At 71.4% G+C, this 19,658-nt stretch carries 17 protein-coding genes; 6 read left to right on the forward strand and 11 right to left on the reverse strand.

All coding sequences use genetic code 11. The features are described 5' to 3' along the window. Positions 1–8 precede the first annotated feature (8 nt). On the reverse strand, positions 9–2,969 hold the full coding sequence (locus Ani05nite_RS17285; RefSeq protein WP_239130115.1) for a UPF0182 family membrane protein: 2,961 nt from the start codon (positions 2,967–2,969) through the stop codon (positions 9–11). A 107-nt stretch (positions 2,970–3,076) separates the two neighbouring features. Next, on the reverse strand, positions 3,077–4,105 hold the full coding sequence (locus tag Ani05nite_RS17290) for a YlbL family protein (RefSeq protein WP_203769480.1): 1,029 nt from the start codon (positions 4,103–4,105) through the stop codon (positions 3,077–3,079). An 89-nt stretch (positions 4,106–4,194) separates the two neighbouring features. Here Ani05nite_RS17290 and Ani05nite_RS17295 point away from each other — a divergent pair, with 89 nt between their 5' ends. Continuing rightward, complete coding sequence (locus tag Ani05nite_RS17295; RefSeq protein WP_203769482.1) at positions 4,195–5,436, forward strand: zinc-dependent metalloprotease; 1,242 nt, start codon at positions 4,195–4,197, stop codon at positions 5,434–5,436. A gap of 38 nt (positions 5,437–5,474) precedes the next feature. Here the strand turns inward: Ani05nite_RS17295 and Ani05nite_RS17300 are convergent, their stop codons facing one another. Then, on the reverse strand, positions 5,475–6,071 hold the full coding sequence (locus Ani05nite_RS17300; protein WP_203769484.1) for a hypothetical protein: 597 nt from the start codon (positions 6,069–6,071) through the stop codon (positions 5,475–5,477). A gap of 50 nt (positions 6,072–6,121) precedes the next feature. Continuing rightward, on the reverse strand, positions 6,122–6,655 hold the full coding sequence (locus tag Ani05nite_RS17305; RefSeq protein ID WP_203769486.1) for a M48 metallopeptidase family protein: 534 nt from the start codon (positions 6,653–6,655) through the stop codon (positions 6,122–6,124). A gap of 472 nt (positions 6,656–7,127) precedes the next feature. On the opposite strand from Ani05nite_RS17305, the gene Ani05nite_RS17310 reads away from it, so the two are divergent. From Ani05nite_RS17310 to Ani05nite_RS17325, 4 genes are all read left to right on the forward strand, one after another. Continuing rightward, positions 7,128–7,289 carry a DUF5679 domain-containing protein gene (locus tag Ani05nite_RS17310; RefSeq protein WP_015625326.1) on the forward strand — a complete coding sequence of 54 codons (162 nt, stop codon included), beginning with the start codon at positions 7,128–7,130 and terminating at the stop codon, positions 7,287–7,289. 239 nt (positions 7,290–7,528) lie between these two features. Further along, positions 7,529–8,692 carry a hypothetical protein gene (locus tag Ani05nite_RS17315; RefSeq protein ID WP_239130119.1) on the forward strand — a complete coding sequence of 388 codons (1,164 nt, stop codon included), beginning with the start codon at positions 7,529–7,531 and terminating at the stop codon, positions 8,690–8,692. Positions 8,693–8,720: 28 nt separating this feature from the next. Next, positions 8,721–10,067 (forward strand): ABC1 kinase family protein, encoded by a 1,347-nt coding sequence (locus Ani05nite_RS17320; RefSeq protein ID WP_203769487.1) that lies wholly within the window; start codon positions 8,721–8,723, stop codon positions 10,065–10,067. Between the two features lie 130 nt (positions 10,068–10,197). Then, positions 10,198–11,190: a hypothetical protein gene (locus Ani05nite_RS17325; RefSeq protein WP_203769488.1), complete on the forward strand. Its 993-nt coding sequence runs from the start codon at positions 10,198–10,200 to the stop codon at positions 11,188–11,190. Between the two features lie 276 nt (positions 11,191–11,466). On the opposite strand, the gene Ani05nite_RS17330 is transcribed toward Ani05nite_RS17325, so the two are convergent. The 3 genes from Ani05nite_RS17330 to Ani05nite_RS17340 form a co-directional block, all read right to left on the reverse strand. Continuing rightward, positions 11,467–11,829, reverse strand: coding sequence for a WhiB family transcriptional regulator (locus Ani05nite_RS17330; protein WP_125807464.1), 363 nt, complete (start codon positions 11,827–11,829; stop codon positions 11,467–11,469). 138 nt (positions 11,830–11,967) lie between these two features. Continuing rightward, positions 11,968–12,249 (reverse strand): hypothetical protein, encoded by a 282-nt coding sequence (locus Ani05nite_RS17335; RefSeq protein ID WP_239130121.1) that lies wholly within the window; start codon positions 12,247–12,249, stop codon positions 11,968–11,970. Between the two features lie 136 nt (positions 12,250–12,385). After that, a complete protein-coding gene (locus Ani05nite_RS17340) occupies positions 12,386–14,530 on the reverse strand; it encodes an ATP-dependent DNA helicase UvrD2 (RefSeq protein WP_203769490.1) in 2,145 nt (714 codons plus the stop codon). Positions 14,531–14,611: 81 nt separating this feature from the next. On the opposite strand from Ani05nite_RS17340, the gene Ani05nite_RS17345 reads away from it, so the two are divergent. Further along, positions 14,612–14,854 (forward strand): mycoredoxin, encoded by a 243-nt coding sequence (locus Ani05nite_RS17345; protein ID WP_203769491.1) that lies wholly within the window; start codon positions 14,612–14,614, stop codon positions 14,852–14,854. A 54-nt stretch (positions 14,855–14,908) separates the two neighbouring features. Here Ani05nite_RS17345 and Ani05nite_RS17350 read toward each other — a convergent pair whose 3' ends face one another. The 4 genes from Ani05nite_RS17350 to Ani05nite_RS17365 all read right to left on the reverse strand — a co-directional run bounded on the left by Ani05nite_RS17350 (position 14,909) and on the right by Ani05nite_RS17365 (position 19,499). Beyond that, positions 14,909–15,790 (reverse strand): phytanoyl-CoA dioxygenase family protein, encoded by an 882-nt coding sequence (locus Ani05nite_RS17350; RefSeq protein ID WP_203769492.1) that lies wholly within the window; start codon positions 15,788–15,790, stop codon positions 14,909–14,911. A gap of 102 nt (positions 15,791–15,892) precedes the next feature. Next, complete coding sequence (nudC, locus tag Ani05nite_RS17355) at positions 15,893–16,891, reverse strand: NAD(+) diphosphatase (protein WP_377882499.1); 999 nt, start codon at positions 16,889–16,891, stop codon at positions 15,893–15,895. Further along, positions 16,888–18,207: a M16 family metallopeptidase gene (locus Ani05nite_RS17360; RefSeq protein WP_203769494.1), complete on the reverse strand. Its 1,320-nt coding sequence runs from the start codon at positions 18,205–18,207 to the stop codon at positions 16,888–16,890. Before Ani05nite_RS17360 ends, nudC begins: the two co-directional genes overlap by 4 nt. Then, positions 18,204–19,499, reverse strand: a complete 1,296-nt coding sequence (locus Ani05nite_RS17365; RefSeq protein ID WP_203769496.1) for a M16 family metallopeptidase — start codon at positions 19,497–19,499, stop codon at positions 18,204–18,206. Before Ani05nite_RS17365 ends, Ani05nite_RS17360 begins: the two co-directional genes overlap by 4 nt. Positions 19,500–19,658: the final 159 nt, after the last annotated feature.

Raw genomic sequence — 19,658 nt, forward strand, 5'->3', positions numbered from 1 at the left:
TGAGCTGGTCAGCCGCTCGGGGTCGGCGCCGGGGCCGATGGCGCCCCGGACGGTGCCGTCGACGACGGGACGGAGGGGCCCGTTGTCGGCGCGCCGGCCGCCTTCTGCGCGTTCTGGAAGTTGGTCATCGCCGTGTCCAGCGCCTGCAGGGCCTGGCCGTACCGGACGAAGTCGCCGGAGGCCTGGGCCGTCTTGACGTCGGCGATGGCCTTGTCCAGGGCCGCCGCCGCCTGGGCGAGCTGGCCGGTCAGCGCCGGCTGCTGCCCGGGGGTGGGCGGCTGGGTGCCGGGGGTGATCGGCGGGCTGGTCGTCGGCTGGTTGCTCTTGCCCTGGGCGACCAGCTTGTCCAGGCCGTCCTTGAGGTTGTTGGCCAGCACCACGTACGTGCCGCCGTCGCCGTAGGACATCAGGACCTTCTGCAACAGCGGTACGGCGTTCTGCTGGCCGCTCTTGACGTAGACGGGCTCCACGTACAGCATGCCGTCGCCGACCGGTAGCGAGATCAGGTTGCCGAACAGCACCTGGGACTGGTTGCTGTTGGACAGCAGGGTCAGCTCCGACCGTACCGTTGCGTTGTTGGTCATCCGCTGGTGCACCTGCACTGGGCCCTGGATCGCGGTCTGGTCCGGCAGTTCCAGGATCTCCAGTTGGGGCTTGTTGTCGACGTACGACCCGGAGATCAGGGCGGCCAGGTTGTCGCGGTTGTTCGGGGTCACCGCCGAAGTGAGCTGGAAGCGGGTGCTGTCCTGGCCCGGCAGCTGCACGTTCAGGTAGAACGGCGGCTGCTTGACGCCGCTGTCCGGGTCGTCGGGCACGTTCGGCACCTGCCAGAAGTCCTGGCCGCTGAAGTACTCGCCGGGCTGCGTGACGTGGAACCGGGCCAGCAGGTTGCGCTGCACCTTGAACATGTCCGCCGGGTAGCGGAAGTGCGCGGCCAGCGACGCCGGGGTCTGCGCCTTGGGCGTGATCAGCTTGCCGCCGAACGCCTGGTTCCAGGCCTTGAGGACCGGGTCCTGGTCGTCGAACTCGTACAGGGTGACCGTGCCGTCGTACGCGTCGACGGTCGCCTTGACCGAGTTGCGCATGTAGTTGATGTTGTCCCGGGCGAGCGCGACCGTGCCCCGGTTGGTGAGCTCGTCGGTCGTCTCCTCCTGCAGGTTGATCCGCTGCGCGTACGGGTACGTCGCCGCGGTCGTGTACCCGTCGAGGATCCACTTGATCCGCCCGTCGACCACGGCCGGGTACGGGTCGCCGTCGATGGTGAGGAACGGCGCGACCTTCTCCACCCGCGAGCGCGGGTCCCGCACGTACATCAGCCGGGACTTGTTGTTGACCGCGTCGGAGAGCAGGAAGTTGCTCTCGGTGTTCTTGATCGCGAAGACCAGCCGGCGCATGAACGAGCCGATCGGCACGCCGCCGGTGCCCTCGTAGGTGTAGCGCTCCTCGGCGTTGTTGTCGTTGGGCTGCGGGCGGTCGAACTCGGTCTTCTTGTTCGCGTCGACCTGCCCGACGATGGCGTACTCGGTGGACTGCTCGCCGAAGTACACCCGGGGCTGGTCGACCTTGATCTCCTCCTTGTCGGAGGCGCAGCCGGGCTGCTGGTCGTCGCCGAGGAAGCCGGAGACGAAGTACGGCAGGCCGCCGCAGACGACCTGGTTGGCCGGCGCCGCCACCATGCCGTACCCGTGGGTGAAGACCGTGTGCCGGTTCAGCCAGTTCTGCTGCTGGGTGGTCAGCGCGTTGTCGTTGATCTCGCGGACGCCGACCACGTAGTCCTGCGGCTTGTCGTTGGCCAGCGTGTAGCGGTCCACGTCGAGCTTGGGGCCGAAGTCGTAGAAGCCGCGGACCTGCTGCTGCTGGGTGTACGCCTCGGAGACCAGCTGCGGGTCTATCAACCGCACGTTCTGCGCGCTGGTGTCGGACGCCAGCGTCCCGGGCGGCACCGTGGTGCTGGCCGCGTACGGCCGGATCTCCGTGCCGGAGAGCCCGAACGCCGCCCTGGTGGCCTCGATCGACCGGGCGATGTACGGCGCCTCCTTGTCGGCCAGGCTCGGCTGGACCTGGAAGTTCTGCACCGCGAGCGGGTAGATGCCGCCGATCGCGACCGCGGAGATGGCCAGCAGGGCCAGCGAGACGCCGGGCCAGACGAGGTTCCGCATCACCGCGTTGGAGAACACGATGATCGCGATCGCCACGACGATGGAGATGTAGGCGAGGATCTCCTTGGCCGGCAGCAGCGCGTTGACGTCGGTGTAGCCGGCGCCGTAGAGGCCCGGGGAGACGTGCTGCTCGAGCAGCAGCGCCCGCCGGTCCAGGATGTAGGCGACCGCCTTGAGCAGCACGAAGAACGCCACCAGGGTGGTCAGGTGGGCCCGGGCGGCCGAGGTCATCCGGTCGCCGACGCCCTGCAGGCGCACGCCGCCGAAGATGTAGTGCACGGCCAGCGCGCCCAGCACCGACAGCACGATCGTGGTGAAGCCGACGCCCAGCAGGTAGCGCCAGAGCGGGTAGTCGAAGACGTAGAAGCCGACGTCCACGTTGAACTGCGGGTCCTTGACGCCGAAGGGCTGGGAGTTCTGGAACAGCATCCAGTCCTTCCAGCGGCTCTGCGCGGAGAGCCCGGCGAAGAAGCCGATGACGACCGCGATGATCGTGATCCAGGTGCCGAGGCGCGGCTGGATGATCATCCGGTAGCGCTCGAGCGTGGCCTGTTCGGCGGAGTGCGGCCGCAGCAGCGGCCGCAGCCGGTAGGCCAGATAGAGGTTGGCTGCGATCACCAGCGCCATCGCGAGCCCGACGGCGAGGAAGAGCAGCAGCCGGGTCACCAGTACGCCGGTGAACACACCCGTGAAGTCGACCTCGTCGAACCACAGGTAGTCGGTGTACGCGTCGATGCCCCAGCCGAGCAGCGTGAAGAGAAGGAAGACCCCGACGAGGACGCCGACGGTCACGCGACCGCGCCGGCTCATCCTCGGCAGAGGACTGTTACGCATGACCAACGTGAACCCCACAAAATCAGATCGGTATTTCACATTACGGTGTCGCGCTGTTCCGTCTGGGGCACCTGCGCCGATTGTTACTTCACGGGGCAGGGTTTCGGGGTGCCGCCGCTGCCGAAGGTCTGCAGCGCGGTCAGGGCGTCGTCCACGGTGGCCACCTCGGCCATGGTGAGGCCGGGCACGGCGTTGCGCAGCGCCTCGGCACAGTTGTCGGCGGGCACCAGGAAGAGCTTGGCCCCCGCGTCCTGGGCGCCGACCAGCTTCTGCGGGATGCCGCCGATCGGGCCCACGTTGCCCTCGTCGTCGATGGTGCCCGTACCCGCGATGATCTTGCCACCGGTCAGGTCGGCCGGCCGCAGCTTGTCGATGATGCCCAGGGTGAACATCAGGCCGGCGCTGGGCCCGCCGATCTCGTCCAGGTCGATCTCGACGGTGAACGGGTGCGGCTGCCGCTTGTCGATGCCCACGCCGATCCGCGGGGTGTTGCTGCCCTCGGCGGCCCGGGTCTTGATGCTGGCCGAGCCGGCCCGGCCGGCCCGGGTGTAGCCGACGGTCAGCGTGGTGCCGGCCGGCTTGGCCTGCACCAGCTGGGTGAGCTTGTCGGGGCTGGTCACCGCGGCGCCGTCGACGGTGGTGATGACGTCGTCCTTGGCCAGCACGCCGGCCGACGGGCCGTCCTTGCTCACCTCGGTGACGAAGGTCTGCACCGGGTAGCCGAGCTCGCGCAGCGCCACGGTCACGGCGCTGTACTGCGACGACTTGAACTCCTCGGCGTTCTGCTCCTCGACCTGCTGCTCGCTCTGGTCGGGCGGGTAGATCAGGTCGCGCGGCACGACGGCCTGCTCGTCGCTGAACCAGCCGCGGATCGCCCAGACCAGCTCGACGCTCGGCTGGACCCCTACGGTGGTCAGCCGGAGCTGACCCTGAGAGGTCGAGGTGTCCGCCTTCGTCACCTGGATCACCTCTTTGCCGTTGTCCGATCCGAGCGTGTTGACGGTCGGCCCCGGCTTCAACACGACGTAGGGCAGGGGGAAGGCCATGACACCAACTGCCAGCAGCGCGGTGATCAGGGCGCCGAGGATGACCGTGACACCGCGACGTCTCATGCGCGTGACCGTACCAACCGACCCTGAGTTCTCTCTGAGCTGACACCGGCATTGGTCACGAAGGCGTCTGACGCGCGTACGGTTGGGGTGTGCCTGATATCCCGTTCGGCTTCAGCCTGCCGGGCGCCCAGCCGCCCGACCCCTCCGACCCGCAGCAGATGCAGCAGTTCATGAATCAGCTGCAGCAGATGTTCGCCGCGCCCGGGAGCGGCCCGGTCAACTGGGATCTGGCCCGCCAGGTGGCGGCCAGCCAGCTGAGCGCGACCGGCGACCCCGCGGTCAACATGTACGAGCACAACGCCGTCGCCGAGGCCCTGCGCCTCGCCGACCTGTGGCTCGACCCGGCGTCCGCGCTGCCGTCCGGCATCCGCGACGCGACAGCGTGGAACAGGAACGAGTGGGTCTACAACACTCTCGACGTGTGGAAGAAGCTGTGCGACCCGATCGCGGGCCGCATGGTGGGCGCCATGGGCGACCTGGTGCCGGAGGAGGCGCGGGCCCAGCTGGGCCCGATGCAGTCGATGGTGGCGACGCTCGGCGGCGCGCTGTTCGGCGGCCAGCTCGGCCAGGCGCTCGGCCAGCTCGCGGCTGAGGTGCTCTCGGCCGGCGACATCGGCCTGCCGCTCGGCCCGGCGGGCACGGCGGCCCTGGTCCCGGCCAACATCAAGGCGTACGGCGACGGCCTGGAGATCCCGGAGGACCAGGTACGCCTGTACGTGGCGCTGCGCGAGGCGGCCCACCAGCGGCTGTTCCAGCACGTCCCGTGGCTGCGCGCGCACGTGCTGAGCGCCGTGGAGACGTACGCGAACGGCATCACGGTCAACCGGGAGGCGATCGAGGAGGCGATGAGCCGCGTCGACCCGTCCGACCCGGAGTCCATGCAGCAGATGGCGCTCGAAGGCATCTTCACCCCCGAGGACACCCCGCAGCAGAAGGCGTCCCTGGCCCGGCTGGAGACGGCGCTCGCGCTGATCGAGGGCTGGGTGGGCCACGTCGTGGACAGCGCGGCGGGCGACCGGCTGCCGTCGGTGGCGGCGCTGGGCGAGGCGTTCCGGCGCCGGCGCGCGGCGGGCGGACCGGCGGAGCAGACGTTCGCGGCGCTGGTCGGCCTGGAGCTGCGGCCGCGCCGGCTGCGGGAGGCCGGAGCGCTGTGGACGGCGGTCACCGAGCACCGGGGGGTGGCCGGGCGAGACGCCCTGTGGGACCACCCGGATCTGCTGCCGACCGACGAGGACTTCGCCGACCCGCAGAAGTTCGCCCGGGCCCAGCTCGACTGGGACATCTCCGAGCTGGACAACCTCGGCGGGACCGAGGGCGAGAAGAACGACTGAGGAGTCGACGCCGGGCGGGGGGCCGAGGTGTCCCTCGCTCAGCCGCCGAGCATCGCCCTGGTGTTCTCCCAGCCCTCGAGGGCCGGGTCCAGGGTCGCCAGGTCGTGGGGCCCGCGCAGGCGGCGCCAGTCCGCGGTCGACTCCACCAGGCTGGGCTGGGGCGCGGTGCGGCGGACCGTCATGGGGGTGGCGGTGTCGAGGTCGACGTCGGCCAGCCATTCCGGCGCGGGCAGGGTGGCCGCGAGGGCCAGCAGCCCGGTCGGCTGGCCGGTGGGCGCCACCGCCACGGGTTTGCTGCTCAGTGGGCGCAGCAGCTTGCCGAGGATCATGCCCGGCACGTCGGCGGCGTCGGCTGCCAGCACGGCCGCCTGGTCGAAGCCCTCTCGTTCCGCGGCCTCCAGCACGGGCCGCACGGTGGCGGTGCGCACCTCGTAGATGGGCATGCCCGGCCAGGCGATCTCGCGGGCCAGGGGCAGGTCGGCCGCGGTGGCGGCGATGGCCGGCTCGGCCTGGGCCAGGCGGGCCAGCAGGTCGACGACGTCCTCGGCCAGGGCGGCCCGCCAGGCGGTCAGCTCGGCGCCGGGCGGACTCCAGGTCACCGCGGTGAGCAGCGCCACCACCACACGTCTGGTCACGCGGAAAGGCTATCCACGCGGGGCGGCCCGGTGGCGGCCGGCCGGTCGGCTCAATCGTCGGCGAGGACCAGGCCGGTGGCCGCCGAGATGCCCTCGAGGTAACCGCGGGCCCGTTCCGCCCGCGGGAAGCGGTTGACCAGTTCCCAGAACTCCGCGTTGTGGCTGGGCACGACCAGGTGCGTCAGCTCGTGCAGCAGCACGTAGTCGATCACCCAGTCCGGCATCTCCTGGATCCGGTGCGAGATCCGGATCGTCGCGTCGTCCGGGGTGCACGATCCCCACCGGCCGTTCTGGTTGGTCACCCAGCGGACGCTGGCCGGCACGATGTACTCGGCGTAGTCGGGCAGGTAACGGGAGATCAGGCGACGGGCGCGGCCCAGCAGCTCGCTGTCCGTACGCCGGATGCGCTCCTCGCGGGCGGCCAGCCGCTCGAGCATCCGGGCCACCCACTCGGTCTCCTCAGCCCGGGAGAACCGATCGGGAATCAGGACGACGACCCGCTCGCCCTCGCGATACGCGGACACCGTGCGACGCCGACGCTGGCTGCGCCGCACTTCGACGACAGGCTTGCGCGTCCTGGCCATTACCGGCTCGCGCGGCCCACACTCGGGTTCACATTGCGACGTTAATCTGTCAGGGCCAGGTGGCCGCAAGGGTACGACAAACGACACGCACCCAAAATGTGACCTACGCCCCAGTAATTCCGAAAATATTTTCGGCAACGGGCCGGTGGCCGCTCGAACCCCACGCTAGCCCAGGATCGACGCGCACGCCCGCCCGTGCCTAATGTCTGATTTCAGGGGTTCTAGAGTATTTCGTCGGCGTGTCTACCGGTATGTACCCGGAAAGGATCATCTCGCCGGGCACACTCAGGCCGTCGACGACACCGCCGGCGCCGCGCTGACATGGAAACGGCCCGACCTGGGTAGAACCGCCCCGAGCGGGTGGCCACATTCACGTGGTCGCGGAGCGGTCCAGCGCCGAACACAGATCGCGGCCTGACGCCGCGAGCCAGGCACGGGGCCGACCCGGCTGACAACATGACGAGGAGGAATCGTGGCCGACAACACGTACAACGGCTACTGCGTGAAGTGCAAGGAGAAGCGCGACTTCCAGGGCACCGTCGAAGTCTCGAAGACCGGCATGAACATGGCCAAGGGCAAGTGCCCGGTCTGCGGCACGACGGTCAACCGGATCCTGGGCAAGGCGAAGGCCTGAGCACGCCGGACCAAGCACGACGGGGGCGACCATTCCGGTCGCCCCCGTCGGCTTTCCGGCCCGGATCACCCGATCGAGTCCGTAACCAGTTACCGTCCCACCACGTTGAGTAATTTGCCACCCTCGCCACCCTCCTGTGGATAACTCGCATAATCCTGTGGATAACCCTGCGCGCAGGCGGGGCGGCCCTGTGGACAACCAATCCGCTGCGCGCCGGAATCGTGACACCGTGTCATGTCATGAGCCGTACGCCGCTGCCCCGGCCCACCCTGCTGCCGGGCCTCCCCCGCATCTGGCGCACCCCGCACACGCTGCAACTGGGCCTCGACCCGGCCCGCGCCGTCCTGCTCGACCTGCCCGAGCCCGGAGCGGCCCGCCTGCTCGACCTGCTCGACGGGGCCCATTCGGAGCGCCACGCCCTCGCCCGGGCCGGCCCGCTCGGCCTGCGGAGCGACGAAGCCGTGACCCTGCTCGACACCCTGCACGCAGCCGGTCTGGTGGTGCCCGCCCAGAGCCTGTTCCCGCCGGCCATGCCGGCCCGCCTGACCACCGAGGCGGCCGCCCTCGCCTTCGCCGGCCCGGCCACCTCCCCGGCCCGCACCCTGCGCCGGCGGGCCTCGGCCCGGATCGTGGTCACCGGCTCCGGCCGGCTGGCCGCCGGGGTCGCGGTCGCGCTGGCCGAGGCCGGGACCGGCCACGTCCAAGCCGACCTGACCGGCGCCGTGACCCGCCACGAACTGCCGGGCGGCCCGCTGTCCGAGGCCGACATCGGCCGGCCGCGGGCCGAGGCCGTGGCATCGGCCATCCAGCGGGCGGCGCCCGGCACCGAGACCCGTCCGGTACGGCGCGGAGCCGCGTCCCTGGTGGTCCAGCTGGGCCCCGGCCCGTCGCCCACCCGGCCGTCCGGCGCCGGCGTCCACCGCAACCGCCCCCACCTGACCGCCACGGTCCGCGAGGGCCGGGTGATCGTCGGCCCCCTGGTCCTGCCGGGCGCCGCCCCGTGCCCCAACTGCATCACCCTGCACCACGCCGACCGCGACGCCACCTGGCCGCAGACGGCCTGGGACCCGGGGCCCGCCGCCCTGGAGCCGTGCGCGGTGACCACCCTGCTCGCGGCCACCGCCGCCATCGCCGCCGAGGCCCTGATCCACCTCGACGGCGGCATCCCGGAAACCCTGGGCGCGGAGATGGCGATCAGCGCACCCGGCCGCAGCCGCCGCCGCACGTGGCCACCCCACCCCTCGTGCCCCTGCGCCCGCCGCCACCGGCCGGACGCCGCCGGCGAGGCGGGTCCCCGAAAAAGCGGCATGGGTCACACTCAGGCGGAAGGAACCGCGATCGACGGCCGGCAATCAGGCTATTTGGCACGTCCGCGCCCCATCTGCCGCCACGGGAGCGGTTGATCGGCTCCGCGTCGGTAACAATGATCTGGTGACCGACATCCCGCGTCGTGCAGCCTCCCGGACAGCCAAGCTCGCCGCACTGCCTCTCGGCTTCGCCGGGCGCACCGTGCTGGGTCTGGGCAAGCGGGTGACGGGCATCGCGACGGATGTCATCGCCGCCGACATCCAGCAGCGCACCGCGGAACAGCTCTTCAGCGTGCTCGGCCAGCTCAAGGGCGGCGCGATGAAGTTCGGGCAGGCGCTGTCGGTCTTCGAGGCCGCCATGCCCGAGGAGATGGCCGGGCCGTACCGGCAGGCGCTGACCAAGCTGCAGGAGGCCGCGCCGCCGATGCCGGTGGCCAGCGTGCACAAGGCGCTCGCCGAGCAGCTCGGCGAGAACTGGCGGGACATGTTCGCCGAGTTCGACGACAGCCCGGCCGCCGCGGCCAGCATCGGGCAGGTGCACCGGGCGGTGTGGAAGCTCCCGCCCACCCGCAAGGGCGCGAAGCCCAAGACCCTCGACGTCGCGGTGAAGGTGCAGTATCCGGGCGCCGGCGACGCGCTGCTGGCCGATCTCAAGCAGCTCAGCCGGCTGGCCGGCATGTTCAAGATCATTCAGCCCGGCATGGACATGAAGCCGCTGCTCACCGAGCTGCGCGAGCGGATCACCGAGGAGCTCGACTACGCCATGGAGGCGGAGGCCCAGAAGGCGTTCGCCGCCGGGTACGCCGGCGACGAGGACATCTACGTGCCCCGGGTGGTCGCCTCCGCGCCCCGGGTGCTGGTCACCGAGTGGATCGACGGCACCCCGCTGTCCCGGGTGATCACCGAGGGCACCGAGGCGGAACGCGACGAGGCGGGCCGGCTGATGGCGACGCTGAACTTCTCGGCGCCCGCCCGTACCGGCCTGCTGCACGCCGACCCGCACCCCGGCAACTTCCGGATCCTGCCCGACGGCCGGCTCGGCGTGATCGACTTCGGCGCGGTGGCCCGGCTGCCCGGCGGCCACCCGGAGCCGATCGGCCGGCTGGTCCGGCTGGCCCTGGACGGCGACGCCGACGCGGTGGCTGAGGGGCTGCGCGACGAGGGCTTCATCAAGCCGGACGACGAGCTGGACGCCGAGGCGGTGCTGGCCTTCCTGCGGCCGATGATCGAGCCGGTGGCGGTGGACGAGTTCCGCTTCACCCGGGCCTGGATCCGTGGCGAGGCCACCCGGCTGTCCAGCCCCCGGTCGCCGGCCTTCCAGCTCAGCCGCAAGCTCAACCTGCCGCCGTCGTACCTGCTGATCCACCGGGTGACGCTGGGCTCGATCGGGGTGCTGTGCCAGCTCGAGGCGCAGGCGCCGTACCGGTCGATCCTGCAGAAATGGCTGCCCGGCTTCGCCCCGGTCGCGTGACGCCCGTCCCGGTGGCCGCCGCCCTCGGCCGGCTTCTCGCCCCGGAGATCGCCGGGAGCGAGTCGTCCGGCCCGGGTTGCCAACCGATCGGCCCAGGCCCGCCGGTCCGCCCCTGACCTACCCTTTTGCGGTGATCTGGAGTTTCGCCGCAGCGGTGGCGCGGTACCGGCGCCGCATCCTGATCGCGGCGCTCGTGATCAGCGCGCTCGCCGTCACCGACGCGGTCCGTCGGCCGAACGAGCCGGTCGAGAGCCTGGCCGCCCTCGGCGCAGTGGCCGCGCTCGCCCTGGTGGCCGGCGCGGTCGTCGGGGCCGTCGAGCGGTGGCGGGCCCCCGTCCGGTTCGAGATCGACTCCGCCGGCGGCGCCTTCCGTACGGCCCGCGCCGCGGCGGGCGTCTTCCTGGTGATCTTCCTGCTCGCCGCGCTGGCCTTCTTCGCCGAGGTCGGCGGCTGGTCGTGGGCGCACGGCGACCGCGACGGCGGCTGGGTCGTGGTCATGGCCGTGATCGGCGTTCCCGTTCTCCTCTTCGCGACGCTGGTCACCCGCGGCCTCGGCATCGCCCTCACGCCCGAGGGTGTTCGCGCCGATCGCGAGACCGGCCGGGTGTTCATCCCCTGGAGCGCCCTCGCCCCCGCCGGGGATCCGCCGGTCCCGGCGGACCAGCCCCGCCCGGCGCCGGCGGAGTACCGCCTCGACCTGGTGCTCGCCGATCCCGGCCGGGTCACCCGCCGCGGACTGGTCCGGCGACCGGACCGGATCGCCTTCGAGGTGACCCCGCCGGCCTTCGTGGCGGCGGCGGTCCGCCACTACGCCGACCACCCGGCCGAGCGGGCCACGATCGGCACCGAGGCCGGACACCGGCGGCTCCTCGCGCTGCTGGACGGGCCGGCCGTTCCGGCCGAGCCCCCGCCCACACGCCGGCGCGTCGGCGCCCTGGCGGCCGGCGCCGTGCTCACGTTCGTCGCCGCGGTCACCGTGGAAACGGCGGCCGATCTGACCGTCGGCCGGCACAGCGCGCTCGGCTACGCGGCGGAATTCGGCGGCCAACTGCTCGGACTGGGCAGCTTGTCCTGCCTGGTGGGCGCGGTACGCGGCCTTCGGGCCCGCCGGATGCCGCGGTAGCCGGGCAGGGAAAGGGCCCGCCCGCAGGAATGCGGACGGGCCCGTCGAATGCGCTCGTTGGTCAGAGGCGTCCGCCGAGTTCACGTGCGGCCCGGTGGCGGGCCTCCATCGCGATCTGACGAGCTCCTCGGTGTGCCTCAGGGTGGTGGTCGGCCTGAGGCCGACGCATTCGTGCTCGCGAGAGCGCTTCTTGGATGAGTTTCACCTTGGTGGTTCCGTTCGTGTTCACAGCAGTCGGTTCCGTCTCTGGTAGAAGGTCGTCGGACTTACGGTTGCTCAGGCCGCGAGGCGGACCGAGTTGCGGGACTCGAGGCCGTTCGCGGCGAGCCGCTCCTCGACCTCGACCTGGAGCTCGGCGTCGCGAGCGACGTCGACCTTGCGGGGACGGCCACGGGGCCGCTTGCGCGGCACGACGGCGCCACGCTCAAAGATCTCGCCGCCCCAGACACCCCAGGGCTCGTTCCGCTCGACCGCGCCGGCGAGGCACTCGACGCGCAGCGGGCAGTCCCCGCAGAGCGACTTGGCCAGTTCCAGCTGGGCCGGGGAGTCCGAGAACCACAGGTCCGGGTCGAACTTCCGACAGGGCAGGTTTGCCTCGAGCTCGACGCTCACGTCGAGTGGGGCCAGCGCCAGACTCATAAAGCCCGGTCACCTCTCTCTTCTTCTCGATCTTCTGGATCGCGATACAGGTCGTGCACCGGCCGGTGAGCCGGCAAAAAAGTAGGCCGCGGATCCCGGTTACGGGTTCCGCGGCCTCGAGGTGAGCCGGTTGGTCTGTTAGACCGGCCTTCCTCGAGGCGGGACACCGCTGGCACCATCCGTCATGCGCTTGGAGATGCCGTTGCTGCCCACGAACCCAGTGGTCCCGTTGCTTCCATCGACGCCCGCCAGGGTCCGGACCAGCTCGGCCTGGATCTGGACCTGGTGCGCCTGCGAAACGGGAGCCCGCTCGGCAACCAGGAGCGCCACGGGGGCGGATTCCGGCAGCCACGAAGCGGACGGAGCGCAGACAGCAGCAAGCAGCGTCGACGGTCGCTCGATCGTGTAGTTGAGCTTCACCGGTGCCACCTCCTCCATCGCCTTGCGCTCGAGTCGTACTTGTCAGTCCCTGGTGAGCATGGTTTTAAACCGCGCTCGTCAAGGTGTGCACTGAGGCTAAGCCCGCCCGCGGGGGGAGGGCAAACGAATTAACGGACTAGTTTTCAAAGTTTTCCGAAGCCGGCTCCGCGAGGCTCGCGCCACCCACCAGAGCGAACACCGCGGCGCCGTACTGGCCGAGCTTGCGGGGGCCGATTCCGGCGATGGCCAGCAGCTCCGGCGCGGTGGTGGGCCGGCGCTCGGCGATGGCCACGATCGTGGCATCGGTGAACACCACGTACGCAGGAACTTTCTGCTCGGCCGCGGTGGCCGCCCGCCATTCCAGCAGCCGCTGGTAGAGCTCCTCGTCGAGGTCCGACGGGCAGGTCGGGCAGCGGCCCAGCTTGCGGTCGGCGCCGGCCATCAGCGTCGCCCCGCAGATCCGGCAGGAGACCACGGTGCTGCGCCGATTGACGGGTTTCCGACTGCCGCCCGCGACACTCGCCTTTTCCAGACCCGTGCGGGTCGGCCCCAACTGCGGCAGGAACCGGCACGGCCGCCGGGCGCGGCCGCCCGGCGAACGGCTCTGCCCGTACGACAGCCAGAGCCACTGCCGGGCCCGGGTCACGCCGACATAGAGCAGGCGGCGCTCCTCCTCGAGCTGCTCGGGGGTTTTCGCGTACGTCGTCGGCAGCGTGCCCTCGGCCAGCCCGACCAGGAACACGGCGTCCCACTCCAGGCCCTTGGCGGAGTGCAGGGAGGCCAGCGTCACGCCCTCGACCGTGGGGGCGTGCTGCTGCTCGGCGCGGCGGGCCAGCTCCTCGCAGAACGCCGACAGCGACAGGTCGTGCTGGATCGCCCCGGCCTGGCCCAGCGGCAGCAGGTCGGGGCTGCGGGCGTAGTCCTCGGCCAGGGCGACCAGGGCGGCCAGCGCCTCCCACTGCTCGCGCTGCGCCCCGCCCGGCGGGGGCTTGTCGCGCACCCAGCCGGTCGCCGAGAGCGCCTCCACGACGGCCTGGACCAGCGGGGTCTCCCCCGGCGTGGAGCGCACCGCGGACCGCAGCGCGATCATCGCCTGGCGCACCTCGGTGCGTTCGAAGAAGCGCTCGGCGCCGCGCACGACGTAGGGCACCTCCAGCTCGGCGAGCGCCTTCTCGTAAGCCTCCGACTGCGCGTTGGTGCGGAACAGCACCGCGATCTCGCTGGCCGGGGTGCCGGCGGCGATGAGCTCGCGGCAGCGGCGGGCCACCGCGACGGCCTCGGCCGGCTCGTCCGGGAAGATCTTGAGATCGGGTTCGGCGCCGGGGGCGCGCTGGCCGATCAGCTCCAGCCGCAGCTTGGCCTCGGCCCCGCGGGCCTGCTTGATGACCGCGTTGGCCAGGCCGACCACCTGCGGGGTGGAGCGGTAGTCGCGGACCAGGCGGACCACCACGGCGTCGCGGCGCTGCCGGGGGAAGTCGACCAGGTACGCCGAGGTGGCGCCGGTGAACGAGTAGATGGTCTGGCTGGCGTCGCCGACCACGGTGATGTCGTCGCGGCCGCCCAGCCAGGTGTCGAGCAGCCGCTGCTGGAGCGGGTTGACGTCCTGGTACTCGTCCACGACGAAGTGCCGGTACTGCGAGCGGACCTGCTCGGCGACGTCGGGGTGCTCCTCGATGCCCCACACCGCGGCGCGCAGCATGTCCTCGAAGTCGATGACGCCCTGACGCCGCTTGAGCGCCTCGTACGCCGCGAAGACCTCGGCGACCTTGGCGGCCTCGTACGGCGGCTCGCGCAGCGCCTTGGCCGCGGCGACGACGTACTCCCCCGGCTCGACCAGCGAGGACTTGGCCCATTCGAGCTCGGCCGCCAGGTCCCGCGCCCCCGTCCGGTCGACGCGCAACCCGTGGTGGGCGGCGGCGAGGGCGACGAGCCGTCCTTTGCTCTCGACCAGCTCGGGCATCGCCCGGCCCTCCAGCAGCCGCGGCGCGAAATAGCGGACCTGGCGCAATGCCGCGGCGTGGAACGTGCGGGCCTGCACCCGGCCGGCGCCCAGCGCGGTGAGCCGGGCGCGCATCTCGGCGGCGGCCCGGGCGGTGAAGGTGACCGCGAGGATGTGCCGGGGGCTGATCTCACCCTTGAGCGTGCGGTACGCGATCCGGTGGGTGATGGCTCGTGTCTTGCCCGTGCCGGCCCCGGCGAGGATGCAGACCGGCCCGGCGGGGGCGGTCACCGCCCGGCGCTGGTCGGGATCGAGCCCGGCGAGAACACGTTCGGCTGTCACAACCGGGAATCATGGCACCCCGGTCCGACGTTTGAAGGGAAGGCGTACCGCCATGTGATGTCTGCGAAGGGATCCCGACCGATGTTGACCATGTACTCGACGTCCTGGTGTGGCTACTGTCACCGGCTCAAGTCGCAGCTCGACCGGGAGGGCATCCAGTACGACGTCATCGACATCGAGCAGGACCCGGCCTCGGCCGAGTTCGTGATGGGTGTCAACGGCGGCAACCAGACGGTGCCGACCCTGCGCTTCGAGGACGGGTCCGCGCTGACGAACCCGTCCATCGTGCAGGTCAAGGAGCACCTGGCCGCGATCTCCGCCTGACGCGGGCCGCGGTCGTGACGGGGGCCGGTCGCTCGTCGGCCGGCCCCGTCCGCGTCATGGGATGAGCGCGGGAATGCTCGAGTCGAGCAGGCCCTGACGCTTGAGTTCGCCGTACAGCGGGGTGGTCTCGGGGTAGTGGCCCCAGGCGTGGTCGCCGCTGCCGTCGCCGGCGCCGCCGAGCAGCTGCTGCTGCACGGGCGAGAACGTCGCCCATTCGGGTGTGTTCGGCAGGTCGGCCACCTCGTCGCGGCCGGCCACCCAGCGGTACGTGTAGCCGAAGAAGGCACCCACGCGCGTGATCGGCGAGTAGTTGTCCGAGCGCGCGTGCCACAGCCGCCGGTCGAAGACGACGAGGTCGCCCGGGTTCGCGGTGATCTGCAGCGCGCCCTCGGGCTGCGGCCACGGGACGCCCCGCGACGGCGGGCCCGGCAGCCAGTTGGTCAGGTGGCTGCCCGGCAGGACGGTGAAGTTGCCCCGGCCGGTCTCGCTCACGTCGGACAGCCAGTAGGCCAGCTTCACCGACATCCGCGAACGCGGGTCGGTCTCCAGCTCACGGTTCTGCCGGCCGCCGTCCTGGTGCCAGTGCCACCAGTCCTTCTGCTGCTCGTGGATCTGCGGGTGCACGTCCACATGGGAGTGGTAGACGTGCACGTTCCAGCCGAGCATCGACCAGATGTACTTGAAGGCCTTGGGGTGGTCCAGCAGGAACGCCAGCTCCGGGTTGTTGGTGACCGCGGACAGCTGGTGCAGCGCGCCGTTCGCGCCCAGGCCACCCTCCCGGGACGCCTTCTCCTTGGACCGCAGGATCGCGGTGCGCGCGATCGCCACCTCGTCCTCGGTCAGCACACCCGGGACGACCAGGAAACCGTCGCGATCGAACCGCGCGCGCTCCTCGGCCGTCATCGGGGTCCAGGTCTGCTGCGCAAGCAGGGACATCTAGCTACCTCTTCTCCGTGTCTGCCATCCAGACGCTGGAGTGTCCACCCATGGTTGCTAAGTCGGTGTGAAAATTCCTTTGATTAGAGAAACGTGAATCCCTTATCGGGGAAAATCGCCCAACCACCGCTCAACGAGATAAAAAGCGATCGATGACCGCATCGGAAGGTTCATCCGAACCCCGCTCTCCGGCTCGACATAATCGCCGGCGATCATCCGGGCGATGTCGTCGCGGGTGAACCACCGCGCCTCGTCGATCTCCTCCGGATCCACCGAGATCGGCTGGCCGGCATCCGCGACGGCGGTGTAGCCGAGCATCAGCGAGCCCGGGTACGGCCAGGACTGGCTGCCCTCGTACTGCCAGGACCGCAGCCGGACGCCGACCTCCTCCTGCACCTCGCGCACGACGGCGGCCTCCGCGGACTCGCCCGGCTCGACGTACCCGGCCAGGCAGGAGAACCGGCGGACGCCGCCCACCTCGGGCCAGGCGGCGTTGTGGCCGAGCAGGCAGCGCCCCTGCGGCCCCGGCACCCCGTCGTGGACCAGCACGATCATCGCCGGGTCGGTACGCGGCCACATGGCCCGCCCGTCGGCGTCCACCCGCGACCAGCCCGCCTCGATGACCGTGGTGGGCTGGCCGTTGCGCGGCGAGAAGCGGTGGCTGGCGTGCCAGTTGCCCAGGGCCGCGGCGGTGGTGAAGATACCGGCGTCCCGCGCGTCGAGCCGGTCGCCGATGTCGCGCAGCGTCCGGGCCTCGGCGTCGCCGGCCACCGGCAGCGGGGCGTCGATCGCGAAGATCGGCACCCCGGCCGGGTCGACCCCGAGGAAGAGGCGCTCGCCCTCGGGCGCCGCGTCGGCGCCGACGAGCACCAGCGTCGGCGTGCCGTCCGGTCGCTCGGCGATCAGCGCCCGGCCGCCCTTGTCGATGTCGATGAGCAGCACCAGGCCGGACTTCCAGGCCTGGGCCAGCCAGTCCGCGTCGGTGCGGCGGTGCGCCGCCCGGTCCAGGCTGGTCCGGGCCAGCGGCGGAACGGCCGGCCCCGGCTGCTCCCCCACATCGGGTTGCTCGCCGGTGCCGGCCGGTCCCACGGGCTCGCTCACGCGGCCCCGCGTTCCACGGCGGTCAGCGCCGCCAGCGGGGCCTCGACCTTGTCGGCGTCGCCGAGCAGCACCGCGACGGCCCGCGACGGCGCGAGATACCTGGCCGCCGCCTCGGTCACCTGCTCGCGGGTGGCCGCCGCCAGCGCCGCCGAGTGCTCGCTCAGGTAGTCCAGGCGCAGGCCGAAGCTGGCGTAGATGCTGGCCAGCCCGGCCAGCCCGGCCTGGGTGGACATACCCAGGCGCAGGGTGCCCAGGGCGTACCGGCGGGCCTGCTCCAGCTCCTCCTCGCCGGGCGGCAGGCTGGCGACACGGCCCAGCTCGTACAGGGTCTCCAGCATCGCCGGACCGGTCACCTCGGTGGCCACCTCGGCCGCCACCACCAGCGCGGAGCCGGCGACGAAGTGCTCGATCGAGCTGTGCGGGCCGTACGTGTAGCCCTTGTCCTCGCGGATGTTCTCCACCCAGCGCGAGGAGAAGTAGCCGCCGAAGACCATGTTGGCCAGTTGCAGCGCCGCGTAGTCGGGGTCCGTGCGGGACACCGCGGGCAGCGCCATCCGCAGCGACGACTGCACCGCGCCCGGGCGGTCGACCAGCAACAGCGGTCCGGGCTCCAGCTCGGGGGTGGGCGGCACGTTGCCGTCCCGGCTCTGGCCGATCCAGCCGCCAAGCGCCTTCTCGGCCGCGTCGATCGCCTTCTCCGGGCTCAGGTCGCCGACCAGCACCAGCACCGCGCCGTCCGGGCGGACCCGGTCGGCGTGCAGCGCCCGCAGCTGGGCCGGGCGCACGCCCTTGACCTGCTCCGGCTCCGGCGTCTGCACCGCGTACGGGTGCCGGCCGTACATCCGGTGCAGCAGCGCGGTCCGGGCCAGGTGGGCCGGCTGGCTCTGCGCCACCTGGATGTGATCGACCAGGCGGTCCCGCTCGGTGGCCACCTCCTCGGCCGGGTACGTCGCGTCGGTCAGCACCCCGGCGAGGATCTCCAGCATCCGGTCGAGCCCGCCGGCCAGCGAGTTGCCGGTGACCAGCAGCCGGTCCGGGTCCAGCCCGGCCGAGAGCCCGCCGCCGACCGCCTGCAGCTCGGCGGCGATCTCGATGCTGGACATGGTCGCGGTGCCGGTGAACAACGCCTGGGAGAGCAGGGTGGCGCGGGCCAGCGGCGCCCGGCCGAACGGCACCCGCAGCCGCATCTCGATCAGCGGCACCGCCGGGCGCCGGATCGCGATGACGGTCAGGCCGCTGCTGAGCTTGCGCTCGGCCTGCCTGGGCAGCTTGAGCTTGGAGTCCGGAATCAGCTCGGGTAGTTGACGCACGCTCACTGGTTGGCTCCCGGGATGACCTCGATGGTGGAGCGGCGCTCCGGCCGCAGGGTGGCCGCGGCCGCGACGATCTGTGCCTCGGTGACCTCGCCGACCAGCCGGGGCAGCTCGTTCAGCAGCTCCGGGCGGCCGCGCTGGGTCTCCAGCACGGCCATCGGCAGCGCCCGGCCGAGCACGGCGTCGGTGTCGCGCAACAGGTGCGTCGCCATCCGGGCCTGGGTGCGGGCCAGCTCGCCGGGCGCCATGCCGCCGGTGGCGAGCCGGTCGAGCTCCTCGTCGATGGTCCGCAGCACCTTGTCCGCGTCGCCGCCCGGGGGCATGTGGGCCTGGAGCAGCATCGCGGTGGGGTTGCGGACCTGGTACTCGTCGCCCATGAAGCCGATGTAGCCGCCGACGCTGGTGACCGTACGGTCGCGCTGCACCAGCCGCTCCACCAGCCGGGACGCGTCGCCGTCGGTCAGCACCTCGGCCAGCACCACGTACGGCAGGTAGGCGTCGAACTCGGCGATCGGGTCCGGCAGCCGCCACCCGCTGGCCACCGCGGGCAGCGGGGCGAGCCGGTCGGTGTACGTCTCCCGCCGCTCCCCGTCGATGTCGGGCTCGGCGAAGTCCGGCAGCGCGGGCTTGCCCCGGGCCGGCACGTCGCCGAAGTGGCGCTCGATCAGGGCGGTCGCGTGGGCCACGTCGAAGTCGCCGGCGACCGAGAGCACCGCGTTGCCGCTGGCGTAGTACTTGTCGAAGAACTCCTCGGCGTCGGCCACGGTCGCGTGGTCCAGGTCGCCGAACGAGCCGTACCCGTCGTGCGCGTTGGCGAAGGTCTGGAACATCACCGGCGGCAGCCGCAGCCAGGGGAAGCCACCGTACGGGCGGTTGAGGACGTTGACCCGGATCTCCTCCTTGACCACGTCGACCTGGTTGCGCAGGTTCTCCTCGGTCAGGCGGGGGCCGCGCATGCGGTCGGCCTCCAGGAACAGCGCCCGTTCGAGCGCGCCGGAGGGCAGCACCTCGAAGTAGTCGGTGTAGTCGAGATGGGTCGAACCGTTGAAGCTGCCGCCGGCCCCCTGCACGTGCCGGAAGTGCGCGAGCTTCTCCAGGTTCTCCGAGCCCTGGAACATCAGGTGCTCGAAGAGATGGGCGAAGCCCGTGCGTCCCTCCGGTTCGGAGCGGATGCCGACGTCGTAGACGACCGCCACACCGACCACGGGGGCGCTGCGGTCGGGTGTGAGGACCACCCGCAGACCGTTGTCGAGGGTGAAGCGTTCCACCGGATACTTCGTCGCGGGAATCTTCATTTTGCGCGCCACATCAGAGAATCTAACCCCCCGGAGCGGTGCACGCCCTCTTCCGTGGTCGGCGGCCTCGATCGGCGGTGCTAGCTTTCGCGTAGTGGGTCCGTGACGCGAGGTACATGCTTCGATATCCTGTCGCGTCCGATCCATCACACGACGGGG

It is taken from the genome of Actinoplanes nipponensis, assembly GCF_016862275.1.
GTDB lineage: Bacteria > Actinomycetota > Actinomycetes > Mycobacteriales > Micromonosporaceae > Actinoplanes > Actinoplanes nipponensis.

Excerpts from the sequence above, each read along its gene's own strand:
- Ani05nite_RS17365 (WP_203769496.1), bottom strand. The coding sequence starts at position 19,499 with ATGAAGATTCCCGCGACGAAGTATCCGGTGGAACGCTTCACCCTCGAC.
- Ani05nite_RS17290 (WP_203769480.1), bottom strand. The coding sequence starts at position 4,105 with ATGAGACGTCGCGGTGTCACGGTCATCCTCGGCGCCCTGATCACCGCG.
- Ani05nite_RS17305 (WP_203769486.1), bottom strand. The coding sequence starts at position 6,655 with ATGGCCAGGACGCGCAAGCCTGTCGTCGAAGTGCGGCGCAGCCAGCGT.
- Ani05nite_RS17330 (WP_125807464.1), bottom strand. The coding sequence starts at position 11,829 with ATGAGTCTGGCGCTGGCCCCACTCGACGTGAGCGTCGAGCTCGAGGCA.
- Ani05nite_RS17315 (WP_239130119.1), top strand. The coding sequence starts at position 7,529 with ATGAGCCGTACGCCGCTGCCCCGGCCCACCCTGCTGCCGGGCCTCCCC.
- Ani05nite_RS17350 (WP_203769492.1), bottom strand. The coding sequence starts at position 15,790 with ATGTCCCTGCTTGCGCAGCAGACCTGGACCCCGATGACGGCCGAGGAG.
- Ani05nite_RS17345 (WP_203769491.1), top strand. The coding sequence starts at position 14,612 with ATGTTGACCATGTACTCGACGTCCTGGTGTGGCTACTGTCACCGGCTC.
- Ani05nite_RS17285 (WP_239130115.1), bottom strand. The coding sequence starts at position 2,969 with ATGAGCCGGCGCGGTCGCGTGACCGTCGGCGTCCTCGTCGGGGTCTTC.